This is a genomic window from Deltaproteobacteria bacterium, assembly GCA_040223695.1.
GTDB lineage: Bacteria > Desulfobacterota_D > UBA1144 > Nemesobacterales > UBA2774 > JAVKFU01.
Window position 1 is genome coordinate 560,845 of sequence record JAVKFU010000018.1, and the last position, 21,476, is coordinate 582,320.

The following is a 21,476-nucleotide window of genomic DNA, read 5'->3' on the forward strand; positions in this document are numbered from 1 at the left end:
GGTTCGAGCACAAATAACCGTTATTGTTACACTGCGTGCATATATAAGCCAATAATACAAGCAAGTTGTGGAGTCTTGCTTTGATTTCTAGCGATTATTCTATTCTGAATATTGTTTTAATTGTTATTCAACAATTGCTAGACGACAGTTGGTTTGACGGCTTTTTCCGCATAATTGGCTCGCTTTTTTACTTAATGAAAATGCGGGCGCCTGGGTGCTCATATTTTAACAATCCTCTCAAATTAGGTAAAATTTCCTGCTATCTGCCATTTACGCGCATAATTGAAGGGATGTGCTTTCGGGTAGTACGGTATAGGATGATTATTTCACATAAGCATAAATTCATTTTTATAAAGACCAGGAAGACTGCGGGATCGAGCATTCAGATATATCTGTCAAAGCACTGCGGGGAGAAGGATATTCTCACCCCGATCGACAGGCCCGAACAGCCTTACCGTCCCAGGAATTACAGAGGTCTCTATAATCCGATTCCCGAATTTCTTGAGCGCAGGAGATCACCATCCAAGTTGTTTGTAACGTTCTGCCGTTTCTTCATACTGAGAAGGTACCAGTCGCACATAAAGGCGAGGGAATTAAGAAAGAGATTGCCGCGCGATGTGTGGGAAGGGTATTATAAATTCACGGTCGAGAGAAACCCGTGGGACAAGGTGCTGTCGCATTACCATTTCGTCAGGCAGCGCTATGGGAAGTATAATAAGGATATTTCCTTCGACGAATATCTGGAAGTGGCCGAGCTTCCTTACAACTATACCAAGTACACTGACCTTAACGGTGAAATAATTGTGGACCGGGTGCTCAGGTATGAAAACCTTACCGACGAGTTGTGCGAGATTTTCGGTAGTCTCGGCGTTCCTTTTAACGGCAGCCTTGGCACGGTCGAGAAATCCCACTACCGCAAGGACAGGCGCCACTACAGAGAGGTATATACACCCGGGCAGAAAGCCAAGGTAGAGAAACTGTTCCAGCCTGAAATCGAGCTTCTCGGGTATGAGTTTTGAGGACTAACAAAAAAGGCCATGCCCAGGAATCTCGTAACTTGATAATCATTCCCTTTCCGCTATATAGCCGCTGAAGACGAGCGATTTCCAGAATAGCCGAACATCCCGGAACCCCGCTTCCTCCAGGTGCGAGATCGCCTCTTCGTGAGATAGTATGTCGAGGTCGTGCCTCGTGTGTTTGAGCCCCTCGGCGACGTCTTCAGGCTCTCTCGTCTCGAGCTGATACGACTCCCACGCTTTGACGAATTGCCCGAATTCGTCCGATTTCCGGTCCCCTGTGAAATCCGCCGTTACCAGCTTCGCTCCCGGATTCAGTCTGAACGCAATTGCCCTTAGAAACTCGAGTTTTTTCTCATACGGGATGAAGTGCGTCACGAGAAGGCAGGCGGCAGCGTCGAATGACTCCTGAAGCACGTCATCGAGCCCGCCGTGAATTAGCTCTATTCTGTCCCCGAGGCCGAGCCTGGCGACCTTCTCCCCCGACGCCTTGATCATGTTCTCCGCAATATCGAATCCCGTAATGCGCCAGCCGGGGTTCCGTGATGCGAGTGTCACGGCCTCGTTCCCGGTTCCCACGCCCGCCACGAGGACATAGGCGTCTTCTGGAAGGGTTGTCTCCAGCAGATGAAGAGCCGTCTCATGGAGAGCGGCGTATCCCGGGATTATCTTCAGTATATCCCCGTCATAGACTTTTGCTCTATCGTTGAACCGTTTTTCGGGGTCGAACTTCCCGGACATGGAATATTATTGTAATTGATTTAAAGTTAAGGGAAAAGGACGAGAATAGAGGGACAGTCCGGCGCGCCTGTGATGCCATTATCAAATAACTGGTCAGGTCATAATATATAAAGTCCGCCTTATAGTTATAATTCATTTCAAAATAATATAGTGTTAAAAACGGTAAACTCTCTGCCGTGATCGTTTTGATCGATTCATATTATTTTTAATCCGATTATTTTTAACCCGATAAAGATCTCTTGACATTCCACCTTACTGCAACCTGTAAAATATATTTCAATGCTTTAAAAAATAATAAGGAGGTGATTGCGATGCAGTCGATAAGAACTGTAAACCTTTGCCCTGAATGTGGAGCATGTCCTGAAATCGTGTTCCGCGAAAATCGAGTGTTAATAGGCGAGGAAGGTAACCTTGTCGAGCTCAAGGTCGATGAATGGAACACGATAGTGGAAAAGGTTCAAAGTGGTGAAATTGGAAAAATTTGACCGCTGTCTTGGGGAGGGAGGTATGTTTACCGCCCTCCCTGCCTATATCACGAGAGGGTAATGAACATGAAAGAATATTCACTCTCTATCGGCGAGCTGGCAAAGCTAATCAATATTAACCCGAGAACAATACGCTATTACGAAGAAATCAGTCTCCTGCCCAGGCCAGAGCGCGGTGCGAACAACTACAGAGTGTATTCGGAAGATACGATAAAAAGGCTTAAATTCATAAAGAAAGCAAAAAGCCTGGGGTTTACACTCAATGACATCAAACGGATTATCACTATAAGCGATAAAGGTGATGATCCCTGCGAGCACATTGGTGGACTGTTAAAACAAAGAATTGTTGAAACCGATATTAGACTAAAGGAATTGAAGAAGCTTAAAACCAATCTGAAAAAACTGGAGAGAGAGTGGTCGGGGATGCAAAAGCTTGAAGTGTGCAATTCGGATGAACTAATTTGCCCGAAAATTGAAATGTACTTTAATAACAAGTGACGTTCTTCGAAACAATTTCAACTATTAAGTTTTTTTTATTAATGCATAGCAATGCGGCGTTTCTCCTCTGTAAAATCCGGAATTTTAGGGGCTAAACGTACATAAGCGCATATAGCATGTGCTCGTATTCTGGAATAATCGGACTTGTGAGGATGCTCGAACGGGCAGCGCGGAAAGGAAGAAACCGTGGAAACGCACCACGGCGCGTATTGGGGGATCAGTTGGAAATCAGGTAGAATCTACCCTATAAGGTGCTATGGCTATCGTTACAGGGGATATCGAGAACAGAGAAGACATAGACAGGCTGGTCGGAAGGTTTTACGAGCGCATGATGGACGACCCGGTTATAGGGTTTATCTTCACTTTCTACGCTAAAATAGACCTCGACAAACACCTCCCGGTTATCTGTGATTTCTGGGAGACGGTGCTGTTTCAAAACCCCGTTTACGAGGGCGGCGCGCAGGCCATGAACGTGCACACGGACCTGAACAGCAAAATACCGCTCAAAAATCAGTATTTCACCAGGTGGCTGTACCTGTTTCATAATACAATCGATGAGTATTTCGAAGGCCCTGTTGCCAACAGGGCTAAAGAGAGGTCGGGTTCGATAGCGACTCTGATGAAGAAGCGATTGGGTGTCCTGCCAGACTGCTGAGTGTCCATTTTCTCCCTTTTATGGTTTTAACAGACTTGCTTTTATCCTTTGCCGGTTTTTGCTACTTTGCTCCCCGTTTTAATTTGACATATACGAAGCTTATCAGAAGGCCTCCGATGAAACCGTCGATAAACCCCCATCCCGCCCACGCAAGCGCCCCCGGATAGCTGCCGGGGAAATATATATATGACCGCCGGAGTGTTTCCAGCGATTCGGCGGCTGCCGTACCCGAGAGGGCGGAGAATATTCCCCAGACGGGTCTTACGGTGAAGTCGAAGGACTGTATGTTGAGTCCGTACTCGATGCCCGTCAGGGCGAGGAGGCCCGAGGATATTCCGAGCACGACTCCCGTAGCGGCGCCGAAGTAGATTGCCGGGAGGGGCTTACTATTTTCACGTATAATCGAAATCAGGTTGTACAGTAGCGCGATAAGAAAACCGCTTGCGAAGCCGTCGGCGAATGCGATGATTGCGCACAGGGCTACATGAACGGGCGTTATCGGAAGTCCGGTCTCGGCATAGAGGATTATCCGGCTGAAGGCCGATTCCCCGCCAAAAGCGTCTGCAACAAGCATGACGCTCTCGGTCAGCGGCCTGAAATCGAGCTCGACCCAGGCGGAGGTGTCTCCGTTCATCAAGGAGATAATTACTAAAATAAGCGAGACGAGCGCCCACGCGGCCCCCGCGTAAAGTCCGAATCGTAACGTGTTCATTGAAGGATTATAGATAAATTACACAGAGCGCGCGGGATTGCAAAAAGCTCTTTCTGTTACATGTTACGAACAAACTCGCTCGGTCTTTCGAAGTTTTAAATCCGCTCGTCCTGGCAGTGAGCCTGTCGAGCTATCGAAGGATGCACGCCTGTATGGTGACAGCTCAGGACGCGCGTGCCATTAAATTAAGACCCTCTGTTTATATAATGGGCATATTCCTGCCTGTTTAGAAATAAACCGCATATGCTAAGACATATAACTACATCAAATCATGAGAAAATTCTACAGATTTTCAATATATTGATGGATGGCATGGTAATTGCACTTATCATTACACATGAGCGTTAAGATGAAAACATTAGCAAACGCGAAGAGCATGGAGGATGATGGAAAGAAGTAAGAGCGGGCAGGTCGGATCATCGGTAAAACTCTTAAAGGAGGAGGCAGGATGATGAATAACGACAGTACGGCGTTCTCGATTAAAACCGCGTTTAATCTGGGTGTCTGGATGAGACAGAATCAAAAGGAAAAGGATGTGTTCGAAATAGGTCGCTATCTCAGGCAAACCATCCACGGCAATATCGATCAGCCCGATGATGGCCGTCACAGTAAGGAAGTGGTGGAAGCGAACGTGGATTTCCTTCTGGAAGTAGCGCTCCTCGGATACATAATGTCCGGAATTTGCTCATACGACCCCTATGTAAAGGAAAAGGTTCCCTCCCTCATTGAAAAGCGCCTTGTTTCCGAGACTTATCTCGACGCAAAAGAGGAATATGAGGGCGACGTCTCCGACAGAGAGGACGGGGAACTCTACACAGTAAACAAGGCCGTGGATTTGAACTAATAACGAAAGAAATGGTGAGCTCATTTCTTCATACGTCCTTATATAGCTGGAGGCGGGAAATCCACGCATGTTCCCGCCTCCAACTATTACTCCCGGAGAAACAAAATTGAACCGGGCTTGCTGAACAACGGATTACCACACTTTTAGCCGGACCGGGTCCTTTCCCCTGCTACTTTATGACCAGGGGGCCCGTCACGTGACATCCGGAAGCTCGATGGATTAGTAAACGTATTGATTAATCGGTTCCGTGGGCAATGTTGATAGATGTCTGATTCAATCCCTAATTTTATGCTTTACAGACGCGCGGCAAGACACCTGATTTCGACAACATGCCCTCGTATGTTATAATAAACAAAGGAAAAAATGGATTTTAACGATTATGATACAGAAGGATATTACGACGAGCTCTTCGAAGCGCAAGCCAGACCGCGGCCCGGAACCAGCATACTCATAGACAGACTGGAGTCATTGCCTTCGGGAGATATACTCAGAAGGCAGAAAGCGGCCGAGGCGGCTTTATTCAATATGGGAGTCACTTTTACGGTCTATAGCGACGAGACGGGTATAGAGAAGATCTTCCCTTTCGATATAGTGCCCAGGATTGTTGAACCGGGTGACTGGAAGCAGATAGAGGACGGTCTTAAACAAAGGATTTACGCCCTCAATCTCTTCATAGACGATGTTTATCACGACCAGAAGATTATAAAAGACGGTATTATCCCGGAGGAAATACTTTATTCGGGTAAGTGCTTTCAGGAGCAGTGCAGGGGCATAAACCCGCCCAAAGGCATTTGGTGTCATATTACCGGAACCGACCTTGTGAGGGACAAAGACGGGAAGTTTTACGTGCTTGAGGACAATCTCAGAACCCCCTCCGGGGTCTCCTATGTGCTGGAAAACAGGCAGGTGCTCAAAAGGACCTTCCCACTCGTGTTTGAGGCTTCAAAAGTGAGGCCCGTGGACGATTATCCGGAGAGGCTTCTGAGCACGCTTCAGCACCTTACACCGGATAATACTTCCCAGCCTACCGTCGCGCTCCTTACGCCGGGTATATACAACTCCGCATACTTCGAGCATTCGTTCCTCGCTCAGCAGATGGGTATTGAGCTCGTCGAGGGTTCCGATCTGGTCGTATCGGACGGCTATGTTTTTATGAGGACAACTAAAGGCTTTCAGAAAGTGGATGTAATTTACAGGAGGATAGACGACACCTTCCTCGATCCTACGGCGTTTAACCCGGATTCGCTTCTCGGCGTTCCCGGCATAATAGATGTTTATAAGGCGGGGCGCGTGGCGCTCGCCAACGCTCCCGGCACCGGTATAGCGGACGACAAGGTCATATACGCTTACGTACCCAAAATAATCAAGTACTACACGGGTGAAGACGCGATTCTGCCCAACGTACCGACTTATGTGTGCTGGGATGAGAAGGAAAAGGAACACGTTCTCGGAAATCTGGATAAATATGTCGTAAAGGCGGCGAACGAATCGGGCGGGTACGGCATGCTTGTAGGCCCCCATGCCGGTCCGAAAGAAAGAGAGGAGTTTGCGGAGAAGATAAAGGCCAACCCGAGAAATTATATAGCCCAGCCTACGGTCTCTCTGTCGAGGGTGCCGGTCATAGTCGACGATCACTTCGAGGGCAGGCACGTGGACCTCAGGCCCTACGTCCTCTACGGCGAGGATATCTACGTAATGCCCGGAGGGCTCACGCGCGTAGCCCTCAGGAAAGGCTCTCTCGTCGTCAACTCGTCTCAGGGAGGCGGGAGCAAGGACACGTGGGTTCTGGAGACAGTTCCGGGCAATTGAGAAATATTCGATTTTACAATAAATCACAAACACTGATTTTGGAAATTAAAGCGTATGCTTAGCAGAGTAGCAAATTCTATTTACTGGATGAGCCGTTATTTCGAACGGGCGGAGAACATAGCCAGATTTATAGATGTTAATCTTCACCTCATACTCGATTCCCCCGTGGAGCTCGATGAGCAGTGGGAACCATTGATAAAGATTACGGGGGACATTGAACACTTCGAGGAGAGGTACGGGGACGACGCCACCAAGGATAATGTCATACATTTTCTCACATTCGACAGGGAAAACCCGAACTCCATAATTTCCGCGCTTACGAACGCTAGGGAGAACGCGAGGTCTGTCCGAGAGATCATATCTTCCGAGATGTGGGAACAGATTAACAAGAGCTACTTCAACCTTCTCGGAGCCGAGGGCGAGAGCGGCAGGCTCGACTCACCTCACGATTTCTACACAAATATCAAGATGCAAAGCCACCTTTTTATCGGAATTACGGATACTACGATGTCCCACGGCGAGGGCTGGCATTTCGCGCGCCTCGGCCGCCTGATAGAAAGGGCGGACAAGACATCCCGTATCCTTGACGTCAAGTACTTCATCCTGCTGCCCCGGGTGGAGGACGTGGGGAGTCCTATAGACAATATCGAGTGGGCAGCGCTTCTCAAATCCGCAAGCGCTTTTGAGATGTACAGGAAAAAATACAGGAAAATAGATCCGCGCAAGGTTGCGGAGTTCCTGATGCTGGACAGTTTTTTCCCCCGCTCCATACACTATTGTCTGATGAAAGCGGAAGAGTCCCTTCACAAGATTACCGGCACGGAGCCGGGCACTTACCGGAACGAGGCTGAAAGGAAGCTCGGGCGCTTGTGTTCGGAGCTTGACTACGCTAATATTGATGAAATAATTTCAGGCGGTCTGCATGAGTATCTGGACAACTTTCAGACCAAGCTCAACCTCGTCGGGGACGCGATATTCGATACCTTTTTTGCGCTGACTCCGATAGTGGAGGGGCAGCATAACGAATTCAACGGGACACTTAAAGGCCAGGAATGACATTCTGCGTCGGTATGAAAGTGAGGAAGGGGCTTGTGGGAATTGCGGACACGCTGGTGACCACCGGCACGGAGTGCATAACCGCGAGGAAAGTTACCATACATCAGTACGGGAGACATTCGCTATTCCTCATGACCTCCGGTCTCAGGTCCGTAAGGGACAAGGCGCTTACCTACTTCAACGAGGTTCTCGAGGAGAGCGACCAGACCTTCGATAAGCTGTACAAGGCGGTGAACGCGTTCGCCGCTCAGGTGAGGCGGGTCGGGGACGAGGATAAGGAGGCGCTCGAAGAGGCGGGGCTTCATTTTAACCTCTTCTCGATTATCGGTGGTCAGCTGGAGCAGGACAGGGAGCACAAGCTCTACATGCTCTACCCGCAGGGCAACTGGGTGGAAGTCGGCCAGGGAACCCCTTATTACCTCATAGGGGAGTCGAGCTACGGGAAACCCATAATGGACAGGGCTCTGTCTTATGAGCTCAACATGGATATGGCTCTCAAGATCGGTTATCTCGCGTTTGATGCAACGAGGGCGAGCGCCATAGACGTGGACTATCCTATAGACGTGGTGCTTTATAGAGCGGACACCTACGAGATTGTTGAGCACAGATATGAAAGGGACCAGCTGATCGAGATTTCAAAATGGTGGCAGGACGTGCTCAGGGAAGGGATAAGGGAGCTCCCGCATGAGTGGATGAAACTGGCTTTCGACAAGCTCGGCGACAAATCAAAATAATAACCTTATGATTATATCTATCCGCCACACTACCCGGTACAGCTTCAGCTCTGAGGTTTTCCTGGAGCCGCATACGGTAAGGCTCAGGCCCAGGAGCGACTGCACACAGAAGCTCATCGACTTCGACCTCGCGGTAGACCCCGAGCCCTCGGGAAAGGCCGATATTATTGACATTTCAGGGAACGACTGTGTAAGCCTATGGTTCAGCGGAACTCTGACAAGCCTTACATTAAAGACGGAGGCAATGGTCGAAACCCTGAGGACCAACCCCTTCGACTTCATAATTACCGATAATTCCGTAGCCAGACTGCCGGCGGATTACTCCTCCGACTTTCAATTTTCCATCAAGCCTTACCTGATCAGAAGCTCTGAGCCTGGCGGCAAGCTGGAGGACTTCGCGTCTTCTATACTGGAAGAAACGAACGGGGACACGATCAAGTTCCTTTCCACGCTTAATTCACGCATCTACTCGGACTTCGAGCAGACCGTGCGTCAAGAAGGCCCGCCTTTCCCCCCTGAAGTCACACTTCTCTCCGGGATGGGCACGTGCAGGGACTTAACGCTGCTGTTTATGGAATCGTGCAGGGCCGCAGGGCTCGCCGCGCGGTTTGTGAGCGGGTACAGGGAAGCTGAAATGCACTCTACGGAACGGCAGCTTCACGCGTGGGCGGAGATATATCTGCCCGGAGGCGGCTGGAGGGGGTACGATCCGAGCGAGGGGCTTTCGGTCACGGACTCTCATGTGGCCCTTGCATCAGGGGTTATGCCTGAGGATGCGGCCCCTGTAACAGGGACTTTCAGAGGGGACGGAGCAAGCGCTAAAATTGAGTTTGAAATCGATGTGACCACTGAAAAATAGATTATATAGGGACTGTTCTGGAGTTAGAATCTGGCATATAATATCTAAATCCTTTTCATTTGAAGGAGGGATTAAAAATGCCGAAATTGCCACAATATCTGATCAGATCAGCCCTTGTTTTAGTATTTGCCATACTTCCGGCTTTACCGTTGTCCTCCGCTTTTGCCGCTGATGAGGGAGGCGATCTTCCGATAGCGCCCCTCGACCCTGACATTTCCGACATATGCACCCCTAGCGACTGCAGCCCGGCCACGCCCTGCCCTGAGCCCGATGAGAGCTGCTATTCTGTAAACGGTGCTTTTTACTGCTGTATCATGCCCCCGGTCGGCGGAATGCCCGCCGTGGGAGAGTAGGGGGAACTAATTTAAAATTCAGCGGAGCTCTTCTTCTCTTCCGCATTGATGAAATGCTTTTGTGGATAATCAACCAAAAGGTTGAGTATGTTGAAATTTTATTATCACAATACGTATACACGTTCGACAGGGCTCAGCATGAGCGGCACATAACATATGCTAGCATTCGGTAGTTACGAAACCGTTGAGTGTTATCGAATTACAAGAAGACTCTCGGAGAGATCGTACTTTGACTGCACACTCCACCTGCGTTTAGGATGATCGGGCTTGAGGATACATGCTGGCAGTATTCAGACGAGTGGGGGAGAGTTATTTTCCCCTTTTGTAAAGGGGGATCAATGGGGATTTTATCGATAAATAGCATTTAAAACCCCTTCGTCCTGAGTCCAATCGAAAGACGCAGGCTTGGATAGTGCCAGCTCAGGGTATGCGGACCAGGTTATGTTGTATGAATTCTGGCGTGATTCAAAGAAACCGTGGAAACACACTGGATATGGACGCTAATGCTTTATAACATCCCCATTCCCCTCGTCTTGCGGGGTTTCTTCTCCGGTGGTGCGTATAATCTCTACCTCGCCGTCCTCCCGCTCTATGAATTCGTACCCCGAGCCGAAAAAGCGGCGGGCGAAATCGGTCATTTCCGCCTCTGTCGTGCGTATAGTGACCTTTGCGAGGGCGTCTTCATCCCCTATCTCAAGCGGTTTCAGGGTGAAAGGGTTCTTCTTTCCGGGGAAGACTCTGGAAATATAGGAGTTGAGCTTTGTAGTGTATTCTATAATCTCGTCCTTGGGGATAGCTATAATAAAGAAAAAGTTTTTTTCACTCACGATAAATTAATCCTTTATTCTCTATTATACACGGTATAATTATTTTCTGTCCGAATATGACATCCCGCGAAGAGATAATCAGCGATTGGATAGTGGAGAGGAAAAGGTGGGGTCTTAACGACTGGGTGCTACGGTTCTCGAACCAGAAAAGGCAGCTCGGCTACTGCAAGCCCCGGAGCAGGGTCATTTCCATTTCCCTCGCGTTCATGATAACAAATCCTTACTCCGTGATGAGAGACACGCTTCTGCACGAGATAGCGCACGCGCTTCATTACATGAAAACGGGTAAGACGAACCATGACAATGGCTGGAGGGAGATAGCCAAGCGGGTAGGGTGCCGTCCGGAGCGATGCGCGTCGGGGGAAGAGCTGCAGATGCCCAGGGGGAAATATATAGGAGTATGCCCTTCCTGTGGTAAGACCGTGCAGTTTTACAGAAAGGTGAGGAGGAGCTACTCGTGCAATGAGTGCGGCAGGGGGTACGATTCCAGGTACAGGCTCAGAATTATTCCCGCGGAGAAATACGATGCGGACAGGTGGACATCTATTGCCAAACAGCAGGTCCTTCCTTTTTATCCGAAAAAGAAAAGGGTCTGAGCGGGCGCTTCATTTCTTGGCTGATCCCGGCAGAAGCTCACCGCGCTAATTTACTTTTTTTGTAAAGTAACTTTCACTCACGGCTCCAGCTGACAAGCTCCACTATATTGCCCTCGGGGTCGGTCATATAAACGAAGCTCACCTCTCCAAGGCCTTCTACCCTGTGCGAGGAAATCTCCCCCAGCTTCCCTCCGCCGTTTCTTATTACAAGGTCGAACAGTTTTCTCAAATTTTCGTCGCTTTCGACCTCAAAAGCCACATGTCTTATCCCGGCTGAGTTCGCAGGCCCTCGCGATGCGCCGTCTATCGTTTCAGTGTATTGAATTATCTCCAGAAGGGGGCTATCTTCAGAGCCTGGAAGACGGAGGTGAATTCTCCTGAAATCGGCGCCCTTTACACCTGTCCCCTTTTCGACCCATTCTCCTGAAAACCCCTTTTCCGCAAGCGCGGGAACGAAGCCGAGTGCTTTCATATAGAATTCGGACAGCTTTTTCAGGTCTGTTGCCGTAATGCTCAGGTGAGCGAATCTTATTTTCATATCGAGATGACTAGGATATACGAGAGGAGTGCATAGACAAGAAGCTTCTCTTCCCCGTGCAGGTAGTCGGAGATAGTTTTGAAGGCCATAGTAATATTATTTCCGGTTCGGCGCGGGCGGTTATTTAAGCTCCTTCCTGAATGTTTCGTTTATGCGGAGGACAGCTATGAGTGAGACCGCTGAGGCAAGCGCGAGGTATATGCCGGGCGCGGTTACGTCGCCTGTTGCGCTTATAAGATAGGAGGCGACCAGCGGCGCCGAGCCTCCGAATACAGAGAAGCCGATAACGTTCCCCATCGATATGCCGCTCATCCTGACGCGCGTGGGGAAGCTCTCGACCATAAAGGCGGCGAACGCGCCCGCGAATATCACGTTCATCAGCCCCCCTGCCAGCTGCGTCAGAATCTTAAGTGTGAGATTGTCCCCGGCGAAAACTTTAAATAGCAGGAACCCTACTACTATCTCCCCCGCGCATCCGACAATCAGCGCGGGCTTCCGTCCGACTCTGTCCGAGAAGTAGCCGCCCAAGGGGACCAGCAAAGTGCAGATCGCCAGATTCATGGTGTTGATGTTGAGTATTCGGGATAGGGGCATGTCCCCGAAACGTGTGGCGAAAGTGATTATATATACGAATATGAGGTAGAAGCTCACGGCAAACATAATCGTCGCGGTAAGGATCGTCAGGACCGATCTCCAGTGTTCTCTTACCGATTCGATGAGGGGAGATTCGGATGTCTCGCCCGACTCCTTCAAATTGAGAAAAATCCGGGACTCCTTCACGATTCTCCTCAGTAAAAAAGCAGCAATTCCTGATACAATTCCCAGCAGAAAGGGGATTCTCCATCCCCAGGAGTAAAGCTGCTCCTCCGTGAGCATGCTTGAGACGAGGCCGCACACGGCGGAGGCGAGCAGTATGCCCGTCGTAGTGCTGAAGAGCGACATGCTTCCGTAAAGGCCCCTCAGGTTTGGCGGGGCTATCTCGGTAAGGAGCGAGAGTGTCGCAGAGCGCTCCCCGCCTACTGAAAGCGCCTGACCGATTCTGAGGACGATGAGAAGAATCGTTGCCGCTACGCCTATACTGCCGTAAGTGGGAAGCAGACCGATGAGAACGGTGGGGAACGTCATGAGGATTACGGTGAGGATGAAGGCGTTTTTCCGTCCGAACCTGTCGCCGAGGCTCGATATTATGACGGAGCCGAGCGGGCGGAAGAGAAAGCTGAGCGCGAATATCATAAAAGTCGACAGGATAGCCGTTGTATCGTCAGCGAAGGGAAAGAAGAGTTTCGACAGGACTACCGCGTAGAACCCGAAGATTGAGAAGTCGTACCATTCGAGGATGATCGCAAGCGAGCTCGCTATCACTGTTTTTTTATGCGGCAGCCTTTCCGGCTTTGTTCGTTCCATTTTACCTTGGGTAAGTTTTTTGGTGAGGGATTATAGTATTTGCAGTATGGGATTGCAAGAAAGGGGAGGGCCAAAAAAACAAAGACTTAATTTCCCCGAGTACATTCGAAATGACAAAAATGTATTTTCTAATACCGAGTGTATGCCAAGGGTAAAAAGTGTAAAATATTTTTATTTGGTAAAAACAGGTCTGTAACTGTTAAGAGGATTGGCTATTAATGGAGTAACGCAATGAAGGATCACTGGGAAAATGTTTATGCCTCAAGAGACATAAACAGGTTAGGCTGGTATGAAAAAGTACCGGAGCCCTCGATTAGATTAATGTCCCGTTGCCTGCTTGATAAGGATGATGCCGTATTGGATGTAGGAGCAGGAACGTCGGCATTCATAGATTATCTTCTTGAAAGCGGGTATGAGAATGTTATCGCTGTCGATATCAGTCAGACGGCTTTGAATAAGCTCATGGAGAGACTGGGGAAAGAAAAGAGCCGCCTGGTAGAATGGATTGTGGATGACATCACACGGCCAACGCATATGAAGAATTTAAAAAATATAGCTCTTTGGCACGACAGAGCTTTATTGCATTTTTTACTCGAAGAAAAAGAACGGGAGATGTATTTGACGGTTCTAAAGAAGGTAGTTAAAAGAGGGGGTTATGTAATTATTGCGAGCTTTTCCCCGATAGGAGCCAGGAAGTGCAGCGGTTTGAATATAATGAATTACGATCAAGCAATGTTGTCTGATTTCTTGGGTGAGGGATTCGATCTAATTGAGCATTTCGACCATACCTATTACACGCCTTCCGGCGAGGAAAGACCTTACATATATATCTTATTTAAAAGGACAAACAGGTAAACCAGTCGTTACTACCGGATTTCTGAGTGTATGGCATACGTTACTGTTGCATCTCCTGAGTCCGGTCGAAGGATGCGCGCTCGTATAGGAACATCCTAAGGATATGGTTGCATTGTTGGGTGTATTCAGAAGTGATCAAAGAAATCGTGTATGAGCACACATTGTATGTGCGGGCGCTAGGGATTATGGCCGTAGAGATGAATCCTTAACGCCCGTCTTCGGATAGAAAGTTTTTAAGTTAATTCTTCTTCGTTCTTCTCCTGAGCATTCTGAAGAGCACGATAGCCGGGAGAATCAGCCATAGAGAGGCTGAATTGTCCCCTGTTCCCGGAGCTGCTATCCAGCATCCACCGTTTCCGCCGTCTGCGTCCTGGAAGTCTGGCGTGCCGTCCCCGTCGGAGTCCCTTATTACAAGCGGCTGTCCGAAGTCCGGGTCGAATATGTCGAGCAGTCCGTCCCCGTTCTCGTCGGTCACGCTGTCGGGAAGGCCGTCTCCGTCACTATCGCCCTCTCCGTCATTCTCCTCGAAGTCGGTGCCTCCGTCGTTATCGGAATTCGTATCCAGTGTGTCCGGTATGTCGTCCCCGTCGCTGTCAATCGGTATCAGCTCGGCGCCGCCCTGATCCGGGTCCACCGCGTCCGGTACGCCGTCACCGTCCGTGTCGGTCTGGTCGTCTATAATACCGTCCCTGTCCGCATCCAGATCCGCTCTTCCCGCCTCCGCAACGTCGGGCACACCGTCATTGTCTGAGTCGAGGTCGAGCATGTTTTCGATCCCGTCAGCGTCAGCGTCGTTCGGAGTGCCTACTATGTCTCCGTTACGTGCGGCTTCGGTCTGGGTGCCTAAGACTGTTTCCCTCGTGTTGGTGATGCCGTCTCCATCGGCGTCCGAGTCGCCTGAGTTTTGTACCCCGTCGCCGTCCGAATCGCTGGGGCAAAAGTTGACCGTGTAGGCGGTTACGCTCCCCGATTTCGCCGCACAGTCGAAGAGCTTAATAGCGTCGTCGAAGGGGAAGGCGTAGGACGTGGGGCTTGCGCTGTTGAATACCGCGGCTACAGGCTGAGCTACTGACTGCCACGTGGTGTTATTTCCCGCGACGCACGCTCCGTTAGGAAATGCGTTCGGGAATCCCGGCGCCCACGTCGGGCATCCGCAGCAGTTGGAGTCCATCGTGCCTGTGGTGAAGCACGAGCCTGAGTTCACTCCCGCGCATGCCCAGAGGTCTTCGTTCGTAGTGCCGCTAACGGCGGTGTCGCAGTCAGCTCCCAGTATTGTGCCGCCGCTGTCCTCACAGAAGCCGGAGCCTCCGCAGTTGAATGTATACGGGGGACCGCAATCGCCGTCGATGCTGCATGATTTTCTGCAGAACTTCTGGGGCGCAAAACAGCCCACATACGTGCTTCCCTGGTTCTGTTCATTCGTTAGCTGGAGGTCGGAAGGGCAATTAGCCTGTGAGACCGCGAGTCCGGAGCCGGTCCATGTCGAATTCGGAAGCACGGACTGGGTTAGGCCCGCCGGAGCGCATCCGCCTGTGTCGGTGCATCCGGGGCTCCCGCAAAAGAAAGGATTGACGCACATTTTAAGATTTGGGTCGCATTTCCATTTGAAGCCGAAGCCGAATAGCGGGTAGCAGTCCGAGTCCTGCGTGCAGCTGGATGAGTTAGTGCCCGGCAGGTTAGCCGTGTTAATACAATTCGGGTTGCCTGTACAGTCATAGGTTGAGGAATCGGGGATTATTTCCACGGAGACGTTTCCGCCGTCCACCATGCTTACGTCGTAGCTGTCCTGACCGCTTGATACTACAGTCAGTTCCGCCAGGGTAGCCGGGGGCAGGCCGGTCTGCGCGCAGTTGAGTGCGAAATTGCTCCCGTTCATACAACCTCCCGTATCGCAGCAGTTGGCAATCACGTAATCGGTGCCGTTTACTTTTACGGTCTTGGAGTCGCATACGCCCGTGGCGTTAAAGCTGCACCCCGTCCGCGCCCAGAACCTCCCGCTCCAGGAGGCGGGCACTTGCACCGTGGCCGACTGGCCCGTCGTCATCTCCCAGCCGCCGAGCGTGGTCACGTTAGTCGTACCGACTGTGACCGACTGTACATTAGGAAACGCGCCGACCCATACCGTATCCGTGCAATTGTTGTTAACTGTTATCGTGTGCTGCGCGACCGCGGGCCGCGGACCCGCGCTCATAAGGAATGCGATGAGCGAGGCCAGAATGAGAGTGGAGCTAAGTTTCGTAACACTTGTGAGATCCATTGTAAATCCTCCTTTTATTACTTCCTGTACAGATAGACCACATCCCTATATAAAAATACGTATCCGGGATGCGGAACGGATTAATCTTTTAGGAATTGTACAGCCGAAAATATTTTGAAAACAGATCGTTCTTGATATTTATGGGAATAGGATGGGATTAGAAGGAGAGGATAAACGACTGTATGTCTCACGTATATTCGGATGTACATGCTTCGATTGGACTCAGCATGAGCGGCACATAACATGTGCTCGTAATCGGGAGTTACGGAACTGTCGAGTATGGTCGAATCAGAAGAATATTGCCTGAGAAATCTAATATCAGCGTAGAATCTGCGCAGCAGGCTTGGTCTTTCAAGTCTTTACAAAACCCCGTTCGTCCTGAGTCCAATCGAAGGACGCCCCCCTTTCCCTTATTTCCTCTGCACCGAACACTACCCTGTCATTGCGAAGGGGCGAAGTCCCTGCGGCAATCTCGTCTTTTTAGTCGTCATACTGAACTCGTTTCAGGATCTATTTTTTGTCTTTTTGTTTGTCATTGTGAACACTTCGATAAACTCAGGATAAAAAGAGCGCGGCAAACTCGCCTTTAAACCCGATCATCCTGAGCGCACACGTAGTGTGCAGTCGAAGGATGTCCTCTTTTCCTTTCCCTCTCTCCATGACAAAGACGGCATAATATTGGAGAATTAGGCTTTCAAGAGAAGATTACCGGATTTCTAAATATGGGATGATTCATATTTTTGAACATGGCCGAATTCACCTCGGCTATGTTTGAAGGTTACTTTAAATCCCGCCCCTTTCCGACTATTCAGCCTTACTAATTTCCCTCCAAGCTGTTGGGTGAATGTTCTTACTATATTAATTCCCAGCGTAGTTGTGGATTTAAAATTAAAACCTTTCGGCAAGCCGTCGCCGTTATCACTCACTTCCAGAGTTATCTTTTCTTTGCCGCTTGAGGAGAGTTTGATTGAGACGATGCCCTTGTTCTCTTGTCCGAATGCGTGTTTGAGTGAATTGGAAACCAGCTCGTTAATTATAAAACCCACTGAAACTAGGGTGTCGGCATCGAGCTTTATGTCTTCGATATCTAAATTGAATTTAACTGAGTCATCCTTGCGTCCAGAAATTTTTTGCAAATCTTGTATAAGGTGCTCGATATGGTCGGCTAAGTGGATTTGGTCAGGTTTTTTTTCATCCCGGAGTCGAGTGTGCAATCGGGCGATTGACATGATGCGGCTCCTTGTGTCTCTGAGTGCGTCCCTGGCCTTTTTACTCTTAATAGCCTCGTACTGCAGATCGAGCATGTCCATAACCATTTGAAGGTTGTTCTTGATACGGTGTTGGACTTCTCTCAGAAGGTTTTCTCTCTCGGTAAGTTTAATCCGCCTCAATTCTTCCGTAATTTTTCTGTCATGGATATCAACACAGGAGCCGATATAACCTCTGAACATTCCATCTCCGCTGAATTTCGGAATCCCGCGATCCACAATCCACCGGTATTCGCCTTCGGCGTTTTGCAGACGGTATTCCATCTCGAAAGACTCGCGCTTGTCGAACGCTGTATGATAAGTTTCGATACACGGTTTTCGGTCATCGGGGTGAATACCCGCCACCCATCCGTTCACTATTTCTTCCTCGAGATTCCTGCCCCTGAAATCGAGCCACTCCTTATTAAACCATATACACGATTTGTCCGTTCCCGCGATCCATATCATTACGGGAGCGCTGTCCGCCATTGTGCGGAAACGGGCTTCGCTCTCCCGGAGTTCCTCCACCATTTTAGCCCTTGACAAAAACTGGCCTATATCGTGCCCGAGTTTGGTCATCATCTCATAAAGATCGGGGGAAGTCTCTGCCATCTTCGTTGTAAAAAAGTTCATTCCGCCTACAGGTTTCCCATCTACAATTATGGGGAATGCTAACCCGGAACGGAGGCCAAGCTCTTGGGCAAGTTGCCTGCGTGTGAATACCGGGTTTTTCGTAAGATCGGGTATCCAGACAGGTTTACGCTTCTTTAGACTGTAGCCCGGGAAACTGTCGATGCCCAACGTAGTCTTAATTGTGAATTTCTTAAATTTCCTTGCCGCCTTGCTTTTTAATGACGATTTGAATTCAGCGCAAAAAAGCGTCTCCGAGTTAATAGTGGTAGGAAGCCATAATTCACCTACCTCCATATCCAAAACCTTGAATAATTCTCTCAGAATCTTCGGCGCGGCTCTTTCAAACCTTGATTCATAGGAAAGTATCCTTGAGATGCCGCTCATAATACTAAGGCGTTTTACTGTCTTTGTACGCTCTGAAATCTCTATCCTTAGAGATTCATTTGTCTTGGTCAGCTCTTTTGTTCTCTGCTTGACCCGTTCCTCGAGCCTCTTTTTAGCTGTCCTGAGCTCCTCTGCCTTACGCGCGTTACCTATAGCCATTTCTATCTGTTTGGCTACAATCTCTAGCAGCTTCAGCTCTTCTTCATCAAAGGCATTTTTCTGTAGGGAATTTATATTTATGCACCCCAGAGTTCTATTTTTCTTTTGAATAGGCATGGAGAGATAGCTTTTGGTGCCGATTTTATGCCCGGCCGGCCCCATAGCCGTGTCTTTATCCGTGTCCGCGCAGTATTGTACTTCTCCTTCTATTATTGTCTTCCATGTAAAGCCTTTGGGATAGGGTATTCTGCTTACCTTCTCTATAAATGATTCCGGGTAACCTCTGTAACTCTTTATAACAGCTTTCTTCCCCTCTACCATATAGATTGAAACATTATCCGCTTTTTCTATATGCATACTCATACTGTTGACCGAGTCTTCGATAACTTTCTGAAGATCGATAGACCTGTGTACAGTCTGTGTTACAGCCCTGATGATTGACTCGTATCGGTTTTTTTTAGATAATTTCGCGATAATTTCATGATGGGAATTTTCTAATTGCTTACGCTCGGTTATATCCTGTATCTGAGCTATAAAATATAACGGGTTGCCGCTTGAGTCGTTTACCAGTGAGACACTGAGAATAACCCATACGATGTGCCCGAGTTTATGGATATATCTTTTTTCCATCTGATAGGTGTCTATCTCTTTGTTTAGCATTCTGCGGACGTATTCGAGATCTTCCTCAAGGTCATCCGGATGAGTAATGGTCTGAAAATCTATGGCTTTTAGTTCCTCTTCGGTATATCCGGTCAATTCGCAAAAAGACCGGTTTACCGTCATCCATTTTCCTTCGAGTGAGACCAGAGCCATGCCTATAGCGGCATAATTGAAGGCGCTAAAGAATAATTCGCTGTATTCCTCAGCGGATTGATTGGTCAGGTTCTGGGTAAAGTGCTGGTAGTCTTTTGGTTTGTTGCTTTTATCGTTTCTTAAATTTGACGTAGCACTTCTATTACTCTTCCGAGATGCTACCTTCTCTTCCCCTTCAGGCATGATAACCCTCGGTAACGATATTTTGTTCTACAGACCTTAAATCGTTATAATTGTTAATTCACAGAATTATCTTAATTCAACGAAAATCTTAACATGTTTCATGTATGATTGGAAGTATTTTTGAAATGTTATTAAACCATTTACTTTCTATATTGTACTTTTGAAATAAGCGTAATTTCGGAATTATGCCGGGGTGATTTATCGCCATGCTTGTCTCAAAACCGTAAATCTACCTGCTTCGATTGGACTCGGCATGAGCGGCAGATAATATGTGCTCGTATTTGAGAATAGAGAGGCTGATGACGGGTGCTGTTGTGGCGGCGGAGTTAAAAAAAATCATCCTTCGACTGCGCAATTTATGCGCGCTCAATATGAGCAGGTTGGAAATCACCCGCTGGAAATATGGAGGGTATTCGGCGGGGCCCCAGGATCACACGGTGTATATGGGCGCAGAATCTGCGCAGCGGGCTCGGCCTTTCAAATCTTTATAAAAACCCGTTCGTCCTGAGTCCAATCGAAGGACGCCTTCCTTATGGTAACAGCTTATGGTGCGCCGATCTGCACGTGTTGTTGAGTGTTTTCAGAGGAGCACCGAAGAAACCATAAAACACACTACGTGTGTGTGCTGCTTTCTTCGCCCGTTTCGGAAGGAAGGGCAGTTTCTTCTTCGGGCGGCTCATCATGGCCTGAGCTCATATCGCTATTCATGAATTCCGTAATCCTCTTGACAGCCATAGTGAGCGGGACGCCCAGTATGGCCCCTATAGCCCCGAGCACCCAGCTCCAGAACAGAAGCGAGAGAAAGACGAGCAGAATCGACATATTGAATTCTTGCCCTAGGAACTTGGGCTTTATTACGTTATCTATAAAGGCGTTTATTACGATGAACCCTATGACCAGTATCAGGCAGTGAACCCATCCGAACTCCAGCAGCGCGATAAGCGCGGGGGGTATCACGCTCAGAAAGAAGCCTATATTGGGTATGAAGCTGAAGAAGAACGCAAGGAACCCCCATATGACGGCGAAGTCGATTCCCATAATCAGCATCAGAATAACGTCAGCGACAGCGGTCATTAGACCTGTGACGGCGTTTATGGACACGTATTTCTTGAGGTCGTTCGATATATCGCCGAACCTGTGCTGCCATGAATCCTCGGCGAACTCGCCGTGCTCCGCCTTTTTAGTGAGGTCGGCGAATTCGATAAGCATGAATATCATCAGTATCAGGACGAAGAAGACGTTGCCGAAAGTCGAAAACAGATTCTCGATGAACGAGGTGCCGAACGAGACCAGCCTGTCAGGGCTGAATATATCGAGCTCCTTTATCTCGGCTATTTCAATGCCCCTTTCAGAGAGATTATCCAGACCTTTCTTGTAAAGCTCCGTGATGCGCTCTTGGTATTCGGGCGCCTTTGAGGCCATATTGTTGCCTGCTATTCCCAATATTGTCGAGAGACCGCCCGCCACAATAAGCACTATAAATATAGTTACGATAAGCGAGACGGCCTTTGGCCATCCCCTTTTTATCTGCCAGGTGAGTACGGGCGAGACGCTCACGGCAAGGAGGAGGGCCACCAGAAATATATTGAGTATAGGGGCTATTTCCTTTATGCCGGCTATGATTATGACTATAGCCGCGAGGGACAGCAGGGGATGCATTGCGAATTTGGGCGGTTTATCGGTCATATGATAGTATGAGCAAGGTTCCGTAGAGAAATAGATATTATAATGCCGCTCACAATTATACCATCTGAGTATGGAATTTTAATTATCATGTCAATAAGCTGTAAATATTCAGAACTTTCCTTGAGCAGGGAA

General features: G+C 48.9%; 20 protein-coding genes. 12 read left to right on the forward strand and 8 right to left on the reverse strand.

What is annotated here, in order from left to right:
• Positions 1 to 317 precede the first annotated feature (317 nt).
• Positions 318 to 1,019 (forward strand): sulfotransferase family 2 domain-containing protein, encoded by a 702-nt coding sequence (locus RIG61_11635; GenBank protein ID MEQ9619806.1) that lies wholly within the window; start codon positions 318 to 320, stop codon positions 1,017 to 1,019.
• Between the two features lie 45 nt (positions 1,020 to 1,064).
• Here the strand turns inward: RIG61_11635 and RIG61_11640 are convergent, their stop codons facing one another.
• Positions 1,065 to 1,757, reverse strand: a complete 693-nt coding sequence (locus RIG61_11640; GenBank protein ID MEQ9619807.1) for a class I SAM-dependent methyltransferase — start codon at positions 1,755 to 1,757, stop codon at positions 1,065 to 1,067.
• 311 nt (positions 1,758 to 2,068) lie between these two features.
• On the opposite strand from RIG61_11640, the gene RIG61_11645 reads away from it, so the two are divergent.
• From RIG61_11645 to RIG61_11655, 3 genes are all read left to right on the forward strand, one after another.
• Positions 2,069 to 2,242 (forward strand): hypothetical protein, encoded by a 174-nt coding sequence (locus RIG61_11645; GenBank protein ID MEQ9619808.1) that lies wholly within the window; start codon positions 2,069 to 2,071, stop codon positions 2,240 to 2,242.
• A gap of 60 nt (positions 2,243 to 2,302) precedes the next feature.
• Positions 2,303 to 2,740, forward strand: coding sequence for a MerR family transcriptional regulator (locus RIG61_11650; GenBank protein ID MEQ9619809.1), 438 nt, complete (start codon positions 2,303 to 2,305; stop codon positions 2,738 to 2,740).
• Between the two features lie 256 nt (positions 2,741 to 2,996).
• Positions 2,997 to 3,395, forward strand: coding sequence for a group III truncated hemoglobin (locus RIG61_11655; GenBank protein MEQ9619810.1), 399 nt, complete (start codon positions 2,997 to 2,999; stop codon positions 3,393 to 3,395).
• Between the two features lie 61 nt (positions 3,396 to 3,456).
• On the opposite strand, the gene RIG61_11660 is transcribed toward RIG61_11655, so the two are convergent.
• Entirely contained in the window at positions 3,457 to 4,107 is a 651-nt protein-coding gene (locus tag RIG61_11660) for a hypothetical protein (protein ID MEQ9619811.1), read from the reverse strand.
• Between the two features lie 451 nt (positions 4,108 to 4,558).
• On the opposite strand from RIG61_11660, the gene RIG61_11665 reads away from it, so the two are divergent.
• From RIG61_11665 to RIG61_11690, 6 genes are all read left to right on the forward strand, one after another.
• Positions 4,559 to 4,951, forward strand: coding sequence for a hypothetical protein (locus tag RIG61_11665; GenBank protein MEQ9619812.1), 393 nt, complete (start codon positions 4,559 to 4,561; stop codon positions 4,949 to 4,951).
• Between the two features lie 363 nt (positions 4,952 to 5,314).
• Complete coding sequence (locus RIG61_11670; GenBank protein ID MEQ9619813.1) at positions 5,315 to 6,760, forward strand: circularly permuted type 2 ATP-grasp protein; 1,446 nt, start codon at positions 5,315 to 5,317, stop codon at positions 6,758 to 6,760.
• A 54-nt stretch (positions 6,761 to 6,814) separates the two neighbouring features.
• Positions 6,815 to 7,816 carry an alpha-E domain-containing protein gene (locus RIG61_11675; protein ID MEQ9619814.1) on the forward strand — a complete coding sequence of 334 codons (1,002 nt, stop codon included), beginning with the start codon at positions 6,815 to 6,817 and terminating at the stop codon, positions 7,814 to 7,816.
• Positions 7,813 to 8,550 carry a peptidase gene (locus RIG61_11680; protein MEQ9619815.1) on the forward strand — a complete coding sequence of 246 codons (738 nt, stop codon included), beginning with the start codon at positions 7,813 to 7,815 and terminating at the stop codon, positions 8,548 to 8,550. The genes RIG61_11675 and RIG61_11680 overlap by 4 nt, the downstream gene beginning before the upstream one ends.
• 7 nt (positions 8,551 to 8,557) lie before the next feature.
• The gene (locus RIG61_11685) at positions 8,558 to 9,409 is read left to right on the forward strand and encodes a transglutaminase family protein (GenBank protein ID MEQ9619816.1); all 852 of its coding nucleotides are present in this window, start codon (positions 8,558 to 8,560) and stop codon (positions 9,407 to 9,409) included.
• A gap of 77 nt (positions 9,410 to 9,486) precedes the next feature.
• The gene (locus RIG61_11690; GenBank protein MEQ9619817.1) at positions 9,487 to 9,762 is read left to right on the forward strand and encodes a hypothetical protein; all 276 of its coding nucleotides are present in this window, start codon (positions 9,487 to 9,489) and stop codon (positions 9,760 to 9,762) included.
• A gap of 500 nt (positions 9,763 to 10,262) precedes the next feature.
• Here RIG61_11690 and RIG61_11695 read toward each other — a convergent pair whose 3' ends face one another.
• Positions 10,263 to 10,589, reverse strand: a complete 327-nt coding sequence (locus tag RIG61_11695; GenBank protein MEQ9619818.1) for a hypothetical protein — start codon at positions 10,587 to 10,589, stop codon at positions 10,263 to 10,265.
• Positions 10,590 to 10,645: 56 nt separating this feature from the next.
• Here RIG61_11695 and RIG61_11700 point away from each other — a divergent pair, with 56 nt between their 5' ends.
• Positions 10,646 to 11,185 (forward strand): SprT-like domain-containing protein, encoded by a 540-nt coding sequence (locus tag RIG61_11700; protein MEQ9619819.1) that lies wholly within the window; start codon positions 10,646 to 10,648, stop codon positions 11,183 to 11,185.
• 73 nt (positions 11,186 to 11,258) lie between these two features.
• On the opposite strand, the gene RIG61_11705 is transcribed toward RIG61_11700, so the two are convergent.
• Together RIG61_11705 and RIG61_11710 are read right to left on the reverse strand one after the other, a co-directional pair.
• Complete coding sequence (locus RIG61_11705; protein MEQ9619820.1) at positions 11,259 to 11,723, reverse strand: VOC family protein; 465 nt, start codon at positions 11,721 to 11,723, stop codon at positions 11,259 to 11,261.
• Between the two features lie 120 nt (positions 11,724 to 11,843).
• Entirely contained in the window at positions 11,844 to 13,127 is a 1,284-nt protein-coding gene (locus tag RIG61_11710) for an MFS transporter (protein ID MEQ9619821.1), read from the reverse strand.
• A gap of 231 nt (positions 13,128 to 13,358) precedes the next feature.
• Between RIG61_11710 and RIG61_11715 the strand changes: the two genes are divergently transcribed.
• Entirely contained in the window at positions 13,359 to 13,982 is a 624-nt protein-coding gene (locus RIG61_11715; GenBank protein MEQ9619822.1) for a class I SAM-dependent methyltransferase, read from the forward strand.
• Between the two features lie 238 nt (positions 13,983 to 14,220).
• Here RIG61_11715 and RIG61_11720 read toward each other — a convergent pair whose 3' ends face one another.
• The 3 genes from RIG61_11720 to RIG61_11730 all read right to left on the reverse strand — a co-directional run bounded on the left by RIG61_11720 (position 14,221) and on the right by RIG61_11730 (position 21,344).
• Positions 14,221 to 16,239 (reverse strand): thaumatin family protein, encoded by a 2,019-nt coding sequence (locus RIG61_11720; protein ID MEQ9619823.1) that lies wholly within the window; start codon positions 16,237 to 16,239, stop codon positions 14,221 to 14,223.
• Between the two features lie 716 nt (positions 16,240 to 16,955).
• Positions 16,956 to 19,658 carry a PAS domain S-box protein gene (locus RIG61_11725; protein MEQ9619824.1) on the reverse strand — a complete coding sequence of 901 codons (2,703 nt, stop codon included), beginning with the start codon at positions 19,656 to 19,658 and terminating at the stop codon, positions 16,956 to 16,958.
• Between the two features lie 612 nt (positions 19,659 to 20,270).
• Positions 20,271 to 21,344, reverse strand: a complete 1,074-nt coding sequence (locus tag RIG61_11730; protein MEQ9619825.1) for an AI-2E family transporter — start codon at positions 21,342 to 21,344, stop codon at positions 20,271 to 20,273.
• Between the last annotated feature and the right edge of the window lie 132 nt (positions 21,345 to 21,476).